At 65.1% G+C, this 16,700-nt stretch carries 12 protein-coding genes; 3 read left to right on the forward strand and 9 right to left on the reverse strand.

The genetic code is table 11. The annotated features are described in order from the left end of the window. Positions 1-81: 81 nt before the first annotated feature. Positions 82-363: a hypothetical protein gene (locus tag ACN9MW_RS20455; protein WP_426162359.1), complete on the reverse strand. Its 282-nt coding sequence runs from the start codon at positions 361-363 to the stop codon at positions 82-84. Positions 364-429: 66 nt separating this feature from the next. Between ACN9MW_RS20455 and ACN9MW_RS20460 the strand changes: the two genes are divergently transcribed. After that, positions 430-840: a hypothetical protein gene (locus ACN9MW_RS20460; protein ID WP_426162360.1), complete on the forward strand. Its 411-nt coding sequence runs from the start codon at positions 430-432 to the stop codon at positions 838-840. Between the two features lie 33 nt (positions 841-873). Here the strand turns inward: ACN9MW_RS20460 and ACN9MW_RS20465 are convergent, their stop codons facing one another. The 8 genes from ACN9MW_RS20465 to ACN9MW_RS20500 form a co-directional block, all read right to left on the reverse strand. After that, positions 874-1,125, reverse strand: a complete 252-nt coding sequence (locus tag ACN9MW_RS20465) for a hypothetical protein (RefSeq protein WP_426162361.1) — start codon at positions 1,123-1,125, stop codon at positions 874-876. 262 nt (positions 1,126-1,387) lie between these two features. After that, positions 1,388-7,783, reverse strand: a complete 6,396-nt coding sequence (locus ACN9MW_RS20470; protein ID WP_426162362.1) for a TcdA/TcdB pore-forming domain-containing protein — start codon at positions 7,781-7,783, stop codon at positions 1,388-1,390. Between the two features lie 213 nt (positions 7,784-7,996). Next, positions 7,997-8,296 (reverse strand): hypothetical protein, encoded by a 300-nt coding sequence (locus tag ACN9MW_RS20475; protein ID WP_426162363.1) that lies wholly within the window; start codon positions 8,294-8,296, stop codon positions 7,997-7,999. A gap of 135 nt (positions 8,297-8,431) precedes the next feature. After that, on the reverse strand, positions 8,432-10,561 hold the full coding sequence (locus ACN9MW_RS20480; protein ID WP_426162364.1) for a type I secretion system permease/ATPase: 2,130 nt from the start codon (positions 10,559-10,561) through the stop codon (positions 8,432-8,434). Between the two features lies 1 nt (position 10,562). Beyond that, a complete protein-coding gene (locus tag ACN9MW_RS20485; RefSeq protein ID WP_426162365.1) occupies positions 10,563-11,930 on the reverse strand; it encodes an HlyD family type I secretion periplasmic adaptor subunit in 1,368 nt (455 codons plus the stop codon). After that, positions 11,920-14,043, reverse strand: a complete 2,124-nt coding sequence (locus ACN9MW_RS20490; RefSeq protein WP_426162366.1) for a peptidase domain-containing ABC transporter — start codon at positions 14,041-14,043, stop codon at positions 11,920-11,922. Before ACN9MW_RS20490 ends, ACN9MW_RS20485 begins: the two co-directional genes overlap by 11 nt. A gap of 168 nt (positions 14,044-14,211) precedes the next feature. Beyond that, a complete protein-coding gene (gene aroQ / locus ACN9MW_RS20495; RefSeq protein WP_426162367.1) occupies positions 14,212-14,868 on the reverse strand; it encodes a gamma subclass chorismate mutase AroQ in 657 nt (218 codons plus the stop codon). A gap of 53 nt (positions 14,869-14,921) precedes the next feature. Continuing rightward, positions 14,922-15,386, reverse strand: coding sequence for a PliI family lysozyme inhibitor of I-type lysozyme (locus ACN9MW_RS20500; protein WP_426162368.1), 465 nt, complete (start codon positions 15,384-15,386; stop codon positions 14,922-14,924). Positions 15,387-15,682: 296 nt separating this feature from the next. On the opposite strand from ACN9MW_RS20500, the gene ACN9MW_RS20505 reads away from it, so the two are divergent. Then, positions 15,683-16,030, forward strand: a complete 348-nt coding sequence (locus tag ACN9MW_RS20505) for a hypothetical protein (protein ID WP_426162369.1) — start codon at positions 15,683-15,685, stop codon at positions 16,028-16,030. A 158-nt stretch (positions 16,031-16,188) separates the two neighbouring features. After that, positions 16,189-16,533, forward strand: coding sequence for a helix-turn-helix domain-containing protein (locus ACN9MW_RS20510; protein ID WP_426162370.1), 345 nt, complete (start codon positions 16,189-16,191; stop codon positions 16,531-16,533). The last annotated feature ends 167 nt before the right edge of the window (positions 16,534-16,700 follow it).

Genomic DNA, 16,700 nt, shown 5'->3' on the forward strand with positions numbered 1-16,700 from the left:
CCGGCCGGCATGCGTCTGGCGTGCGGTCAGGCATGCTGCCGGACGGCACACCACCGTGGCCGCCGCAGCGCTGTCCCGCCGTTAGTGACGGTAGCGGCGCCGCCATTCGCGGTCTTGCCAGCGCTGCTGCTCCAGCCAGTCTTGCTGCTCGCACTCCTTACGCGCATTCACTTCCGACCCGACGCACTGGGCATATGCGTCGGTGCCGGGACGGAAACCGTATTCACTGCAAACCCGGCGCGCATCCTCCTTCTCACTGCGCGCCATCCCCTTGGCGAGACCGTCAAGTTCGGCGCACGCCGTTGCCGCAAGCCCAAGCAGGCAGAGCAGCAACAGCTTGCATAGGCGGCGGAACCTGTCCATTTTTCCGCTGAATCATAACGCTCCTTTCCCCATAAACGTGGCGCCGTCCAGCGCGGGCGGCCAACCATGCAAGTTACCGGCGGAGTGAAGCACGTGTTCAAGGCCGGCCTGCGCACGCTCTGGACCGAGGCCGGTCCGCGGATGCGATTGCGCGGCGCGTACGGTGCCCTGTTGACCGCCGCCCAACTGGGCGCCAGCGAAACCGTGCCAAAAGTGTACCTGGTGTCGGCGCCGCCCCAGGGCGGCGACCTCTCCGCCCGCTATTTCAGGCCGCAGCAGGCGCACGCCGCGCTGGCGGTCTTCGGCGCCTGCTGCCTGGCGGCGGCCTGCCTGGTGTCCGGCACGGTGGCGCATGCGCTGGCCCTGCCGCGTGGCATGCCAGCCGGCGATCCCGGCCTGCAAGGCGTGCATATCGAGAACCCGGCCGGCATGCTGACCCAAGCGTCGCCGCGCCTCAAAGCATGCTACGGTGCCTGAGCCGGCGCTTGCGGCGGCCCAGGACGCCGTGACTCAATGGTGCCGCAGCAGCGGCGGCGCGGTCAGCGGCAGCGTCGCGCCATCGCCGGTCCAGGGCAGATGCTCGTCCGGCGCATGCAGGTAGCCCAGATGCATGCGCAACAGCGCGCTCTTGCTGACGTCGATGATATCGATCGCTTTCGCGCCATCGGTGAGCAGGCGCAACTGGGCATGGATCGCCTTGATACTGTCGGTTGCGGACGTCTTGATGCCTAGGGTCGTACCGACGCGCGCGGCATCGTCCACCTCAACGGCGCCCGATGAGAGCACCCCTTGGAAGCTGCCTTCGCCAATGCCGCGCAGGGCGCACTTGCCGTTGCCACTGCGCTCGCTGCAACAGGCCGGGGGCCACCTGGCGCAGATCTCGATTCAGGGCGTGCTGGGTGCTGGACGTACAAATAGCGGCAGGCGGCCCATGGGCCGCCTGTTGTCCCGCAATCGCCGCGCTCTGAATGCGCAGCCAGACGCGGCCCGAAGCGGTCTCCAGGCCGCATCGGCGGCATTCACGTCAGACGCGGATGGTCCCGCCCGCCGCCTTCGGCAAAGCGGCCGACAGAAACTCGGCGCTCCCGGCAACCGGCGCAGCCGTCCTGCCGGCAACGCCGTCCTGCGCGAACGTGCTCATGGCCTGCTTGAGCAGGGCCAAGCCATCGGGCGCCTGCATGAGCGTGGCCGGCGGCTTGTTACCGGCTTGCCCGTCCGCGATGGTACTGGACTTGGTGTCGAACCACTGTACCTTGCCATCGGTTTGCTGCAGGCTGATCCCGTCCTCGCAACCGAGGCGTTTGGCCAACTCGGCCAAGGCCCCGGTCAGATTGTCGGCATGCGCGGCCAACCAGGCCGGCCCAACCTGCAGCAGTGTCGCCTCGTGATGTACCGACACTTCGAACGTCAGGTCGTCCTTGGTGGTGGCTATGTAGTTGTCCACCTTGAACATCCGCGGCAGCTTGGCCAGATCGGTTTCGGCAATGCCGCTCAGGCCCAGGACGTTGCCTACACGTACCACGTGCTGCGCCTCGATCGCCACCGGTTCGTGCCGCATGCCGCCTTCACCGGCCGCCGACACCAGCTTGTGCGCGAGCGGGTCGAACATGTAGAAATCATCGCCGTAGCCGAGGTACTGCAGCTCGGCAGCTTGCGGCGCCGCGGTCATCGCGCGATGCTCGAAGTCATACCAGGCGCACGCGCCATCTGCCATGCGCACGCGGATCGCTTCGCCAAAGCTGAAGCCGTAGTGTTGTTCCCAGCTTTGCAAGCGCTCCCGGTCGCTGTTCGAAACCGTCTTGGCCGACTTGCCGCCGCCCAAATCGATCGTGCCGACCAGCGTCTCGCCATCGATCTCCAACGGCGTCAACACTCCCGGCAGCGCCAGGTCGGCCCCCAGCGTCAAACGGCCGTCTTCCATTGCCAGCACCAGCGTGCTGCCCACCATGGTCGCGGACTTGAGTTTGCCCAGCTGTCCGAACATGCGCCCGGCGGCCGGCGGCTGCTTGAGCGCGTCGAGCGAAGCGACCTGCTTCCGCGGCACGCTGCCCAGCACCTCGCCGCGCTCAGCATCGAACAGCCAGGCCATGCCGCCGAACGTGCCCAGGTAATTGAGGCCGCCACCGCCCGGGCGGCCGGCCACAATCCACTGTTCCGCCACCACGTCGTACCAGGCGCACAGCGCTTTGCCGGCGGTATCGGTCAGGCCGGAGACGGCCAGCACGGACGCGCGCCGCTCGGGCAGGCTCTTCAGCGAGTCCGGGCCATGCTGCCGGAAGAATGCCGCGCTCAACCCGACCAACGTGCCGTCCTGGTCCAGATGGGCCGCATCGTGCTGCCAGATCCTGCCCTCGCTATCGGTGCCGGCCAACGTCCAGGACTTGCCGTCGTAGTGGCCGGACACATCGTAGGACTTGCCTATCGGCAGGCCATAAATATCGAATTGTTCGGTTCCCCGGTACGCCTTGGCTTCCGCGACCAGCTCGGCCAGCAAGGCGCCTTGCTTGTGCTTGAGGTAGTACTCAGCGCCGAGTTTCTCCTGCCTGCGCCTGATGGCCTCCGCGCTGAATGCCACCAGCGTGCCGGATCCTTGCAGAAGCTCAGGCGCGCTCGCGAACTTCATCACCAGCCCGTCCTCGCGTTCGGAGATGATGCCGCTACCGACGATGTAACGACCGCTGCGCGGCTTGCCGTCGTTCCATTGCACGGTCAATCCGGTCAGATGCTGGTCCGCGGCCAGTTGCGCCAGATCCTGCATCAGTGTGGCCGCGTGCTCCTCGACCCAGGCGGCGTCCACCAGGCGATCGACGGCCGTCGCGGTCTGCTTGGCCAGATCCACCTCCATCAACTGACCGTCCGGTTGCTGCACGCGCAGATGCGTTTCCTGCGGCTTGTCCAGCCAGACCCAGGTCGAGCCCACCTTCACCCAGTTCGGCGCCTTCCATTCCACCACATTGCCGTCGCCGCGCAGTAGCCAGTTCGACGCTTTGCCGTCGTCTTCCTCGTAGAGCCAGACTTCGCTCTTGCCGTGCAGGTCCAGCGCCGCCTGGCTGCCGTTGCCGCGCACCAGGCAATGGCCTTCCCCATCGTCGGCAACCATGGCCTGGGTCTTGCCGTCGAAATGGCCGCTGATCACATGGCTGCGGAAAGGCATGCCTGCCACGTCGAAGCTGCTCCCTCCGATATCCCGCACCAGGTCGGCCAGCGTGGCGTTCGCGTGGTACTTGAAATACTCCTTGGTGAAGCCTTGCTTGTACGCAGCCGAGTCGAGCAAGCTCAAGCGCATCAAATTTCCATCCGGCTGCTGCACCCTCAGTTCCGTAGCCGCCGGCTTGTCCACCCAGATCCGGCTCGAACCCAGCGTCACCCAGTTGCGGGACCAGCCGCTTGGATCCTGGCCGTCCGTCTCCAACTGCCAGGTCGACGGATGATCGGCATCTTCCTCATAGAACCAGACCTCGCCTTTGCCTTGCACCTTGAACACCACGTGGCTGCCATTGCCGCTGACCAGCCAGTGGCCATCCTTATCCCGGCCGACCATGGTACGGGTCTTGGCATCGTAGTGGCCGCTGGCCAGGGTGTGGCCGTGGAAAGACAGGCCGGCCACGTCGAAACTCCCGCCGCCGGCAATCTTGACCAAGTCGGCCAGCGTGTCGTTCGGGTGCGTCGTGAAAAACTTCTCGCTGAACGCGCTCAGCCTGCCGGCGCCACCGAGATCCGGGTTGGCCCCCTCATACACATACACCTGTCCCTTCGGATCGACACGCGTCAGCACCCAGCTCTTGCCATCGTAGTGGCCAGAGACCACAAACGACGCATCGGCCGAGGCGACCAGCTGCTTCAGCGGAATGTCATACACATCGAACTCGGTCGCGTCGAAGTCCTCCGCATATTTCACCAGGTCGGCCAGACTCTTGACGTCCGGTTCCTGGAAGACCTCGGCGGTGAAGCCTGCAACCACCCCCTTGGCCGTATCCAGGCCGCCGTCGGCATTGGCATTGAACCTGTCGACAAATTCATCATGCGCTCCAATAATGTAGTTCTGACCCGCGGTATAGCGGAACGTCAGCACGCTGGACTTCTGGCCGGGCGGCTGCCAATTCAGCGTCAGGCCATTCAGATTCTTCTCCTTGGCCAGCTGCGCCAAATCGTGGAACAAGGTTGGGGCGTGTTCCTTCACCCACGCATCCTCGACCACATAGTCCACCAGCTCAATGGACTTCTTCGCAACATCCAGGCGATACACCCCCTCTCCGTTGCGCAACAGGACGTTGGTATTGAGATCGTCGAGCAGCACGACCTTCGGGTGGGTATCGGGGTGTTTCGACTCGTGGCCAGGCGCCCAGACCGGGGTCAGGATGATCGAGGTATATTTGTGGTCCCAGTACGTGCCATCGTAAAACTTGACATCGAACGTTTCATCTTTGCTCGCGCTTTGCAGCACCCACGTCGAGGGTGCTTTCGGATCCTGCTCGGACAACAGGACGCGGTCGCCGTTGGGGACCAGGCTGTAGTGTCCCCCGGCACCGGCAATGCGATACTCGATATTGCCATTATCGGCAGGGATAACCAGCTGCTTGGGTGCCTTGCCCAGGGTGACCTCGAGTTGCGTGAACTGCGGTTCGTATCCATAGCCGACAACGCCCACGCCCAGCGATCGGGTATCGAAGGTGATACGCTGGTCCTTCAAGTCCCCCGAAAGATGGTCGCCCTGATGATTAGGGCAATCCTCGCCACTATGGCCCGGATCATCTCGATGGGAATGTTTGGAGAAGTCATTGAGCGTTTCGCCGGCCGCCTTCAATCCGTCCAGAGCCGTGGTGAACCAGCCCACCCGCTTGCTCGTGACCGGAAGTACGAATATATCCGGGTTGTCGATGGTCGCTGTGTGGCCGACGCCAAACGCTTCGTGCACGTCGAATGATAATTTGGGATTACTCTGCAGCCCTGGCACCAATGCCCCCGGCTCGACTTGCTCGCCATAAATCACGTTGGCGCCGAAGCTGATCTTCGCATTCTCGCCGGACAAATCGATTTTGTCGATCACCACGCCATCGATCGGCAGCATGGCGGAATGGTCGCCGTTCCATTCATAGCCCCCTCTTTGGTAGCCTTTTTTCAACTCGTCGAAATAGACAATGGTTTGATCCTTTGTCGCGGCGGTTTCCAGGAAATTGTCGACCAGGGCGCTGATGCCGATGCCGACCCCTGCCAGCGGCACGGCCATGCCTCCCATTACGATGCCCGCCGTCTCACCGGCCACCATCGCCGCCACACCCACGCCCATGGAGACCGAATCGAGCGCCAGCGAGGTGCCTGCGCTGACGCGCTGCTCGTAGCTTTGCGCCTGCGCCAGCTCCGCAATATCCAGGGCCACACCGGTCGCGTCCAGCGCGGTCGACAGGCCTTCAAACGCCTTGCCCACTTTACCGCCGATCTTGAGCAGCCCTTCACTCAGCTTGGCAGTGGCCTCTTCCAGCTTGCCCGAGTCCTCCAGCAGTTTGCCCACCATTTCGGCCAACTTGCTCAGGTCCTTGCCCGAGCTCGCGCCAACATTGCTGACATTGGCCCACATGTGCGCCTCGATGGTTTGCGCCAGCGACCCGGCCAGCTCTTCCTGCTCGCCCCCTTCGACCTTCTCTTGACGGTGCCGCGCGTGCAGCAGATCGACGATGGTCTGTAAGGTAAACGCGGCATTCAACCCTTCCGAGCCGTCCACCCCGCCCTCGCCCTCATGGTGGGCCTGCGTGAGGTGGTCGTTTTTCATCTGGAAGTTGTCGCCCACCTTTTTCAGCAGATCCGACATGCGCTGCAGGCTGGAGCGCAGACGGGCCGCTTCTGCCGGATCGGGCAGGCTCACCTGCACTTTTTTGGTCTGATGACCCGCCGCTCCGGTATCGAGAAAATCCATCGTCATACTGCCGTCGGTTTCTATGCGGAAGGTATTGAACAGCGGCTTGTAGCCTTCGGGCAGGGCGCACTGGACCATCCATTTGCGCATATTGTCCACCAGCGCGTCGCCGATGGTTTGCGCCTGCACGGCGGCATGCGCAGATTCCTGCGCGCTATCCAACACCATCGCCGCATCCTGCGGGATCGTGAAGATCTCTCCCAGCTTGGCAATGCGCTGCCCGCCTACACTGTCCTTTATCTCCATATTCAAGAGACTGGCGGCCATTGCCTCATCAATTTTGGCCGCCGCCAGCATAAGCTCCCCGCCCCGCATAGGGATCCTATATGCCTCCTGTGCCGTCGACAGCAGCATGGAGACGTCGTTAATCGCCTGTTCCGCGCTATCGAAGGAATAATTGCCGAAATTGGGGTCGAAGAATTGATAATGGCGTTGACCATGTTCGTCGATGCTGACGCCGAGCTCCATTGAGTGATTAGGGGATTCGATAAGAAAACTAGTCCTGCCCGTGGTGCTGGCGAGCTCCTTGACCACCTCGCGCACGGTGCGCATCTGAAGCCTGGCAAGAAGCCCCCACGCTACATCATCCGAACCATTCAGATGCGATAAGGCAGCTCGCGTGGCCGATTTATCGCTCGGATAGCGCGCATGCATGCCATCGAACATCTCAAGTCTGAAGCTGCGGAACAATCGGGCGGCAGCGTCCACGTCATTGTTCACCAATGCCGTGGCATAGAGGATGGAATACGCCCGGCAATATCCTTCGTTACCGCCAAAGGCGTAGAAATGAGCCGTCTGATTGAAGGCGAATTCGCCCTTCTTCCGGTCGGGGATAAGACCGCCAAAGGCGCTCCGCCAGTGTGCGTCATTCGCCCCCATTGTCGCCCATGCATCCTGCACTTTCCTGCCCATAAGCCCGATAACGGTCCCGAAGTCTCGCGGGCGGTCAGCCAGACTGAGCCCAAGACGATACAAATCCCGACCTTGGAATGTGCGCCAGCTCGGATCGGACGGCGGCTTCGCCACGCCATCCCAGAAATCAATCAATGCGGTTGCGCTGGCGGCGGAATCAGCGCTTTGGAACTGTCTTTGCGCATCTTTGAAGAGCCGTCCCTGCGCATCACGGAAGCCGGAAACGCCCTCAACATTGTGGATTCCGTCGGCAAGCACCGCCACAGCTTTCAACTGGTCCGGATTGGCAGGGTCAATGGTGGAAAAGTTCTTGTTAAAGCAAGCGTATAGGTTGTCCAACGCCGTCTGGTACATTTGTATCGCTCTTTCGACTTGGCCCGGCGAATCCAGCAATTTTTTGGCCTTGTTGGCAACATCAAACGCTGCCCGGTACTTTTCTTCCAATTCAGATCCTGCTGCCTTATCCAGCCACTCCGACCGATCTGAATTGGTAATAGCCGGAAGATCTTTAGCATATTTTCCGATGAGCCGTTCGAATTCTTGGCGAGATCTGATGCCCGACTCGGCTTGTGCTGTGGATTCCAACGCGTGTGTCATTTGAACAATCTCCTGATAACAGTTTCGATATGAGGCAGTTTCACGCCGTAAGCGCGAATGCCGACTCAGTTACTGTTCAGCATACCGGTGTACCCGGGCGCAATCTGGATCGGGGAGATTTATCGGACGGATTTCGCGATGCGGGTCGCTGCGCCACGTGCGGGTGCGGCCCGGCAAGCTTCCGCCCTTTCCGCCGCGGGGCTGTGCCGCGGCTTAGTGACGGTGGCGGTGCCGCCACTCGCGGTCTTGCCGGCGCTGCTGGTCCAGCCAGTCTTGCTGCTCGCGGTCCTTGCGCGCATTCACTTCCGAGCCAACACATTGTGCATACGCGTCGGTGCCGGGGCGGAATCCATAGTCGCCGCAAACCCGGCGCGCATCTTCCATCTCACTGCGCGCCATCCCCTCGGCCAAACCGTCAAGTTCGGCGCACGCCGTTGCGGCCAGCCCGGCCAGGCAGACCAGCAACAGTTTGCATAGGCGGCGGGACGCGTTCATTTTCCACTGAACCATCATTCTCCTTTCCTCATCAATGTGGCGCCGCCCGATACGGACGGCAAACCATACAAGTTACCGCTGGAGCGAACCACGATTGGCCCTGGCGGCAATTATTCGGACCGGTCCGAGCGCCGCCGTCCATCATGCCGCGCACTACGCCGCGCCAGTCTGCAACCGCCACAGCCGCGCATACAGGCCATCGCGCGCCAGCAGCTCCTCGTGGGTCCCGTCCTCGGCCACGCGGCCGTCGTCCATCACCAGGATGCGGTCGGCGTGGCGGATCGTGTTGAGCCGGTGCGCGATGCTGATCACGGTTCGGCCGGCCACGATATCGGGCAGGCGCTGCATGATGGCCGCTTCCGACTCGTAATCGAGGGCGCTGGTGGCCTCGTCCAGGATCAGGATGCGCGGATCGGTGATCAGGGCGCGTGCCAGCGCCACCCGCTGGCGCTGGCCGCCGGACAAGGCGGCGCCGCGTTCGCCCACTTCGCTGTCGTAGCCCTCGGCCAGCGCATCGGCGAAGGCATCGACCCCGGCCAGGCTGGCGGCGACAAGCACCTGCGCTTCGCTGGCGCCGGGACAGCACAGGCGGATGTTGTCGGCGATGGTGCCGGCCAGCAGCACGCTGTCCTGCGGCACGATGCTCATTTGCCGGCGCAGTTCGACCGGGTCGGCCACTGCGATGTCGGCGCCGTCCAGCAAGATCTGTCCTTGCTGCGGGGTATACAGGCGCTGCAGCAGCCGCACCAGGGTCGACTTGCCCGAGCCGGATGGCCCGGTCACGCCGACGAAGCTGCCGGGCGCGATGTCCAGCTGCAAACCTTTCAACACCTCGGCACTGTCCTCGCCATAGCGGAAGCGCACCTGGCGGAACGCCACCGCACCGGCCAGCGCCGGCAAGGCGCCGGCGCCCTCGGCCGCCGCCTCGGCCGGTTCGTCGAGGATGTCGCCGACCCGGCGCAGGGCGATTTGCGTATGCTGGAAATCCTGCCAGACCTGGGCCAGGCGCAGGATCGGCTGCACCACGTGGCCGGACCACATATTGAAGGCCACCAGCTCGCCCACGCTCATCTGCCCGGCCAGCACCGCATGCACGCCAAACCACAGCAGCAGTGCAGCGCCCAGCTTCTGCGCCAGGCCTATGCCCTGGCCGGCGGCAATGCCCAGCGCCTTGCTGGCGAACTGGCTGCGCAGGTAGGCCGCCAGGCGCTGTTCCCATTGCGCCGCCAGCCGCTCCTCCACCGCATTGGACTTGATGGTTTCGATGCCATTGACCGCCTCGACCAGGAACGCGTTGGCGTCGGCATTGCGCTCATAGGCCGCCAGCGCGCGCTGGCGCAGCAGTGGCCCGAATACCATCCACAAGACGAAACACAGCGCCAGCGAGAGCGCCAGCACGCCGGTCAGCACCGCCGAATAACACAGCATGACAGCCAGGAACACCAGCACGAACAGCAAGTCCAGCACCAGCGTCAACGCCGAGCCGGTGAGGAACTGGCGCACCGAATCCAGCTCGCGCACCCGCGCAATGATGGCGCCGGCCTGGCGTGCGCGGAAATAGCGCAGCGGCAGCGCCAGCAAGTGGCCGAACACACGTCCTTCCAGTTCGGCCGTGATCTTGCTCGACAGGTTGCCGTACAGCCAGCTGCGCAGCCAGCCATACAGGGGCTCGAAGAGCGCCAGGCCCAGCATGCCAATCAGCAGCACCTGCAAGCTGCCGGCGCTGCGGCTGACCAGTACCTTATCGACCACGTTTTCGAAGAACAGCGGCGTCACCAGGGCGATGGCCTGCAGTGCCAGCGACACCGCCAACACCCAGGCGAATTGGCGCCAGTGGCGCCGCAGCGCGGGCAGGAACCAGCGCAGACCAAATGCCGGCGTGCGCAGGGGCGCGCGGCGCTCGCCCAGCAGCAGCACGGTGCCCTCGCACCAGTCCTGCAGTTCGCCATGCGTGAGGCGCAGTTCGGCCCCGGTAGCCGGCAGCCACAGCGTGGCGCCCGCGCTGCCGTTGGCCGCCAGCAGCACGAAGCCGTCCCCGGTCAGCAGCAAGGCCGGCGCCGGCAGCGTGGCCAGGTCGCCGGCGCGATAGTTGGCCACGCTGGCGCGCAGGCCGAGCCAGTGTGCCAGGCGGCACAGCTCGGCGGCGCTGACGGCCTCGCCGGCCCGCCCCAATTGATGGGCCAGGCGTTGCGGTGCAACGGCCAGGTCGAAGCTGGCGGCGGCACGCGCCAGCGCCAGCAGGCCGGTGTCGGACGCGGCCGTGAATGCGGTGAGCCGGTCCATCTTAGCGCTCCCGCATGGCCGTGGCCTGGTAATCGCGGATCGGACTCAGCAAATAGTCGATCACGCGCCGGCGATCGGTCTTGATCTCGGCCACCACGCTCATGCCCGGCTGCAAGTCCACCTGCTGGCCGTCCACCAGCATGCTGCCGCGCGCCAAGTGCACGCGCGCCGGGAACACATAGCCCAGCCGTTCATCCTTCACCGCGTCGCGCGACACGAACGACAGCCGCGCCTGCACCGTGCCGTAACGGGTATAGGGGAAGGCGTCGACCTTGACATCCACCGGCTGGCCGGGCACCACGAAGCCGACATCCTTGTTCAGGATATTGACGTCGGCTTCCAGGCCGCTGGCGTCCGGCACCACCACCATCAGGGTCTGGGCCGGCGTCACCACGCCGCCCACCGTGTGCACCGCCAATTGCTGCACCACGCCGTCGGCCGGGGCCCGCAGGCTCTGCAGGTCCTTGCGCTCGACCGCCTTGGCCAGTTGCTGTTCGATTTCGGCCACGGCATTGTCGGCCTGGGTCAGCTTGTCGCTGAAATCGCGCCGCATATCGGCCAGGTAAGTGCGCTTGCGGGCCAGCAGGTTGGCATGCTGGGCTTGCAGGACCTGCAGCTGGGCCTGTTGTTGCGCCTGGCGTTCTTCGAGATCGAGCTGTTCACGGCTTTTCTCAAGCAGGGCCACGTGCGACACCATGCCTTGCTGCTCCAGCGTACGTAAAGCACGCAGGCGGCTCGCCACGTTGCGATGCAGTTTGTCGAGCGCCTCCAGTTCACGCGCCGCCGCTTGCTGGCTGGCCTGGTTGACAGCGCATTCCGCTGCCAGGTCGGCCACGCGCGCTGACAAGGCTTGCCACTCGCTGGCCAAGTGGGCGCGCGCCGCCGCCACCGGCGTGGGGCCGATACCGGCCGGTGGCGCAAAAGCGGCCGGCGGGTCCTCCGCCAGCAAGGCGCGAAAACGCGCCGCTTCCAGCTGGTTGGCGACCAGTTGTTCGCGCAAGCGCAAGGTGTCGGCACCTGCCCCCAGCAGCTTGAGGTCGATCAGCGGCTGGCCGGCCGTCACGCGCTGGCCGTCGCGCACCAGGATCGCCACCACTTCGGCCTGTTCCAGCGGCTGGATCAGCTTGGAGCGTGAGGAAGCCACCACCCGGCCGCTCGCGCTGGCATGGATGTCCAGCCGACCGAACACCGACCAGAGCAGCGCCAGCAGGAGTAGCAGCGCCAGCGCCAGGGCGCTGCGGCGCGCCCAGGGCGACGCCGGCCGCTGCAGGATTTCCAGATAGGCGGGCAGGAATTCGTAAGAGGTGTCGGGCCGGCGGTCCGGCTGACCGCGCCGGCGCCAGGCACCAAGCAGGGATTTAAATGGCATGGGAAGACTCCGATAAGAAATTTTGTTGCAGGCGCCACAGGCGGGCATAGCGGCCGTCCTGCGCCAGCAACGCAGCGTGGCTGCCGCTTTCGACGATGCGGCCGCGCTCCAGCACCACGATGCGGTCGCAGCCGGCCACGGTGGACAGGCGGTGTGCCACGGTCAGCACGGTTCGGCCCTGGGCAATGCGCGGCATGTGCTCGCGCAGCACTTGCTGCGCCTCCTCGTCCAGGGCACTGGTGGCTTCGTCGAAAATCAGCACCGACGGATCGCTCAGCAACGCGCGCGCGATCGCCAGCCGTTGCCGCTGGCCGCCCGACAGCGAACTGCCACCCTCCGCCAGCACGGTGTCGTAGCCCAGCGGCAGGCGCAGGATGAAGTCGTGCGCCCCGGCCAGGCACGCGGCCGCCATCACCGCCTCCAGCGGCGCAGCCGGCTCGCGCAGCGCGATGTTGTCGCGCACCGAACGGTGGAACAGGAAGTTTTCCTGCAACACGACGCCTATGCGCCGCCGCAATGCACCCGCCTCCAGCGCGGCCAACGGCTGGCCATCGATGAACAGGGCACCGCCCTGCGGCAGGTAAAGTTTCTGGATCAATTTGGTCAGCGTCGATTTGCCGGAGCCGGAAGGGCCGACAATGCCGACGTGCTCGCCGGCCCGCACCGTCAGCGACAGCCCATCCAGCGCCGGCGGCAAGTCCGGCCGGTAGCGGAATTCCACCGCATCGAGAGTAATGTCGCCGCGCAGGCGGCCCGGCAGGCACGCGCTGCCCCCCTCCTGTTCGACTGGCAGGTTGAGCATATCGCGCAGGCGGTCGACCGCGACCCGCGTCTGCACGAACTGCTGCCACAATTCGACCAGGCGGGTCAGCGGCTGGCTGGCCTGGCCGGCCAGCATATTGAAAGCGATCAACTGGCCCACGCTCAGGCGCAACTGCAGCACTTCGTGCGCCCCAACCCACAGGATCAGCACCGCCACGACTTTTTGCACCCACTGCACCGCCTGGTTGACCAGCACTTGCCGGCTCTGCACTGCGAAGCCGCTGGCGACCTGGTCGCGCGTGGTTTCTTCCCAGCGCCGGCGCAGGCGCGGCTCCAGCGCCAGGCCCTTGATGGTTTCCACCGCGCCCAGCGACTCGGCCAGCAGGGAGGCGCTGCGCGCGCCATGGTGGAACATGGTTTCGATACGCCCTTGCAGGCCGGGCGTGGCGCGCCAGGCCAGCAGCAGGTACAGCGGCAGCGAGGCGGCCAGCAGCGCCGTCAGCAGCGGCGACAAGCTGGCCATCACCCCCAGCAGCACCAGCGTGAAGACGGCATCGACGCACAAGCCCATCGCCGCCCCGGTCAGGAACTCGCGCACGGTATCGGCCTCGCGCACGCGCGCCACGATGGCGCCGGCCTGGCGGCTGCGGAAATAGGCCAGCGGCAGGCCCAGCAAGTGGCGTACCAGCTCGCCGCCCAGGCGCGCGTCGATGCGGGCCGCCGTGTGGCCCAGCAGGTATTCGCGCAAGCCCTTGAGCAGCACTTCGGCCAATGCCGCCAGCGCCAGGCCCAGCACCATCACGTCAAGCGTGGCCAGGGCCTGGTGCACCAGCACCTTGTCCAGCACCACCTGGAAACCCAGCGCGGGCAGCAAGGCCAGCAGTTGCAGCACAAAGGAAAACAGCAATAATTCGAGCAACAGGCTCCGGTGCGCGGCAAACGCCGGCACGAACCAGCGCAAGTCGAAACGCAGTGCCGGCCCGGCCAGTTGCAGGGCCTGGCCGCTCCAGTCCTCCTTCAGGTCGGCCAGCGCCAGCTGCATCGGCTGCGCCCGGTCCGGCACTTGCACCAGCGCGCGCGCCTCGTCCATGGCGGCCAGCACAGCGAAGCCGCCGCTGCGGCGCCGGTAAGCCAATGGCAGCTGGGCTGGCCGCAGCTTGCGCCAGCCCAGGCGGCCCAGGCGCAGCCGCACCCGGTGCCGGGTGCCGTATTCGGCCAGTGCCGCGCCCAGCGGCTGGCCGGGCTGCGGGTTCGGCGCCTGCGGTTCAATGCGCGCCAGCGCCAGCAGGCTGGCGGCGCAGGCCAGCGCCGAGCCGGTGTCGTCGGCGCTGTCGGTTGGATGGGATTGCATGGTAACTCCAGTGGGGCAACGCCGAAGCGTCGTCGGTTCGCATCAAAATGCGCAGCGCCGACGGCTTGGGCCAGTGCTGCGGTGATAGCTGGATGTTACCGATAGGAAATCATTTTGGCGCACCGGGAGCGAGATCTCGGACTGGATTACCAGAACCGGACGCCGGACTTATTTGCCGCGCGGATAGGCGCTGCCGTCGGTCAGCACCAGGGTGGCGTGTTGCGATGCCTCGACGCTCAGATGATCGCTGTCCATGGCGGCAAAAATCACGGCGACGCGCGGCCGCTTGGCCGGATTGGACAGGATCGGCCAGGCCGCCGCGAGCGCCAGCAGCAGCGGCTGTTCGAGCGCATCGAGGCGCGGCCGGGTCTCCTGCGCCAGATCGGGCACGGGACCGGCGGTAATGCATGGCAGCGAAGCAGTACAGGCGCGCTGTAGCATTTTGGCGGCGTCGATCTGGGCCCGGAAAAACAGCTCGCTCCAATCGCTGGGCAAGCCCAGCGCCGCGGCCTGCGCCGCGAAACGCTCGATAATGACGCGTTCGCGCGCGAGATCTTCGATGGCCCCGCCGTGGCGCCATTTGTAGCGCGCCACGTCCGGCATCAGCGCCAGGCGCTGCTCCATCAGCTTGCGCAATTGTTCGAGCAACGCATCTTCGTAGGGCGGTGCACCGGCAGATGCCGCCTGCTGCGCCTCTGCCAAGCCCACAGCGCTGGCGGAGCCCGCGCCGGTCAGCGGACCGTCCTCCCCCGCATTAGCCGCATAGGCTGCGCCGGCATACAGCATCGCCAGCCCGGAGGCCGTCAGTAAGGTAAATCGCTTCATGGCATTCCTTTCGTTTTTAATCGCTTGGTGGGGCGCTCCCCGGGCGCGCACGCTCAACGCCGGCGGCGCGACAGCGCGGCACGCAGCACGGTTATCGGGTCGGCCTGAGGCGACAGCCCGCCGACGCTGGCGCGCAAGGCAAGCTTGCCGTGCGCAACGCTGAACGCGTCGGCCGCCAGGAAGGATCCGGAACCGGCGCTGCGCATGATCACGATCAGGCTGTCCGCCTTGCCATCGAGCCTGTCCAGCATGATTTTTTCCACGCTGCCGTCGCGCGGCAAGACCAGACCGGCCTCGTAGAACACAGTGTCGTCGCCCGGCGCAGCGCCGGCGCTCGAATACAGGCGCACGCTGTAGCTGCCGATCGAGCGCGCTTCACAGTCGCCCTCCGCCACCACTGCCGTATACTGGCGCCCCACGGCTAGTTTTCGGACAACGCGCCCGGAATCGTCCGCGCGGCAGGCAGCGTTCGACAGGGCAAGGAGCCCGGCGAAAGCCAGCAGTTTGCAGGATCGCATAGGCCTCCTTGCTAAAAGCCACCCAGCATAGACGCCTTCCGCCCAAGACAGCGCGGATCGCTGCATTTCTCGGACCGAATCACTGCAGCACTGCCGACGGTCCGGTAAACCCGCGCGCCAGCACCGCGCCGCACTTGACGTTTTAGCATGCATGATCCACGACATCTCGATTCAGAGGATCATCCATGCCGGAACTGCTTATCTCCACTCCCGTCCAGCACGGCGACACCGCGCCCTGCCCCAGTGTCGCGAAAGCTGGCACAATAGCGGTTGGACACTGCTCCCGGGAAACCCTTATGTCAGACGACACGCCGCTGCTCGACCTCGACGAGCTGCAGGAACTCTACGATGCTGATGCTCTGCGCAACTTGCTGACGCAAGTGCGCCAGCACCTGTCGGCCGACCTTGCCATCATCCGCGGCGAGGCGGCCACTGGCCGCCACGAGGTTTGCCGCAGCGCCACCCATCGTCTGAAAAGCATGCTCATGTTCGTGACCGGCGAGCGCCTGCGCGCCGATTTTGAACACCTGGAAGAGGCCTTGCGTCAGAACGCGATCAACGTGGCGCCGGCGCTGGAGCAACTCCAGCAGCGCCTCGGCCAGTTCGACGCCGAACTGGCAACCGCCCTCGATCACCTGGCCTGACCATTCCTCCCCGCGAGCGCAGCCGCAACGCGGCGGCGTAATCTCGTCCGGTAATTGCAGCACACGCCTGTGGGCCATCTGACCCGCCGGGATAATTCTTCACGCCAATCCCGGCACCCTGATGATAACCACAGCCTGGCGCTGCTATCGATATGAACATGAAAACGCCCGAACATGCCGTCTACAACCCCGACATGCTGCTCGACACCGTCAAATTCTGGCTCGGTTTGCGCTACGACGCCGCCCTCGCCGACCGGTTGCAGGTCACTCGCACCACCATCAGCAAAATCCGCCACCGGCACTGCCCGGTATCCTCCGAGCTGCTGCTGCGCATCCATGAGATGACCGGACTGCCGCTCCGCGAGCTGCGCTTTCTCGGGGGGGATTTTCGTTGGCACACCGGAACTTCGACCTGGACCCTCCTCCCCAGCCAAGTGACATGCCAGCTGTCGGCGCCGCTGCGCGCCTGCGCGCACAGGGCACGCCAGGGCCGGCGCTTTTAAGCCAGCGCGGTAGTTTCCCGCTCCAACTAACCCCTGCACGCAGGGCACGTGGGCGCCCCAGTGATACACCAGGGTGACCGTCTCAGCGCCCTTGGTGATACCGGGACTGGTCTGGCGGCCGGTCGACTCATAGCGTACACTCAGAGGAACCTTCTCCTGTTAGTACA

The sequence above is a fragment of the Pseudoduganella sp. R-34 genome (genome assembly GCF_049904655.1).
GTDB lineage: Bacteria > Pseudomonadota > Gammaproteobacteria > Burkholderiales > Burkholderiaceae_D > Rugamonas.

Coding starts and splice junctions, on each gene's coding strand:
- ACN9MW_RS20455 (WP_426162359.1), bottom strand. CDS start 363: ATGGACAGGTTCCGCCGCCTATGCAAGCTGTTGCTGCTCTGCCTGCTT.
- ACN9MW_RS20460 (WP_426162360.1), top strand. CDS start 430: ATGCAAGTTACCGGCGGAGTGAAGCACGTGTTCAAGGCCGGCCTGCGC.
- ACN9MW_RS20470 (WP_426162362.1), bottom strand. CDS start 7,783: ATGACACACGCGTTGGAATCCACAGCACAAGCCGAGTCGGGCATCAGA.
- ACN9MW_RS20475 (WP_426162363.1), bottom strand. CDS start 8,296: ATGATGGTTCAGTGGAAAATGAACGCGTCCCGCCGCCTATGCAAACTG.
- ACN9MW_RS20480 (WP_426162364.1), bottom strand. CDS start 10,561: ATGGACCGGCTCACCGCATTCACGGCCGCGTCCGACACCGGCCTGCTG.
- ACN9MW_RS20485 (WP_426162365.1), bottom strand. CDS start 11,930: ATGCCATTTAAATCCCTGCTTGGTGCCTGGCGCCGGCGCGGTCAGCCG.
- ACN9MW_RS20490 (WP_426162366.1), bottom strand. CDS start 14,043: ATGCAATCCCATCCAACCGACAGCGCCGACGACACCGGCTCGGCGCTG.
- aroQ (WP_426162367.1), bottom strand. CDS start 14,868: ATGAAGCGATTTACCTTACTGACGGCCTCCGGGCTGGCGATGCTGTAT.
- ACN9MW_RS20500 (WP_426162368.1), bottom strand. CDS start 15,386: ATGCGATCCTGCAAACTGCTGGCTTTCGCCGGGCTCCTTGCCCTGTCG.
- ACN9MW_RS20505 (WP_426162369.1), top strand. CDS start 15,683: ATGTCAGACGACACGCCGCTGCTCGACCTCGACGAGCTGCAGGAACTC.
- ACN9MW_RS20510 (WP_426162370.1), top strand. CDS start 16,189: ATGAAAACGCCCGAACATGCCGTCTACAACCCCGACATGCTGCTCGAC.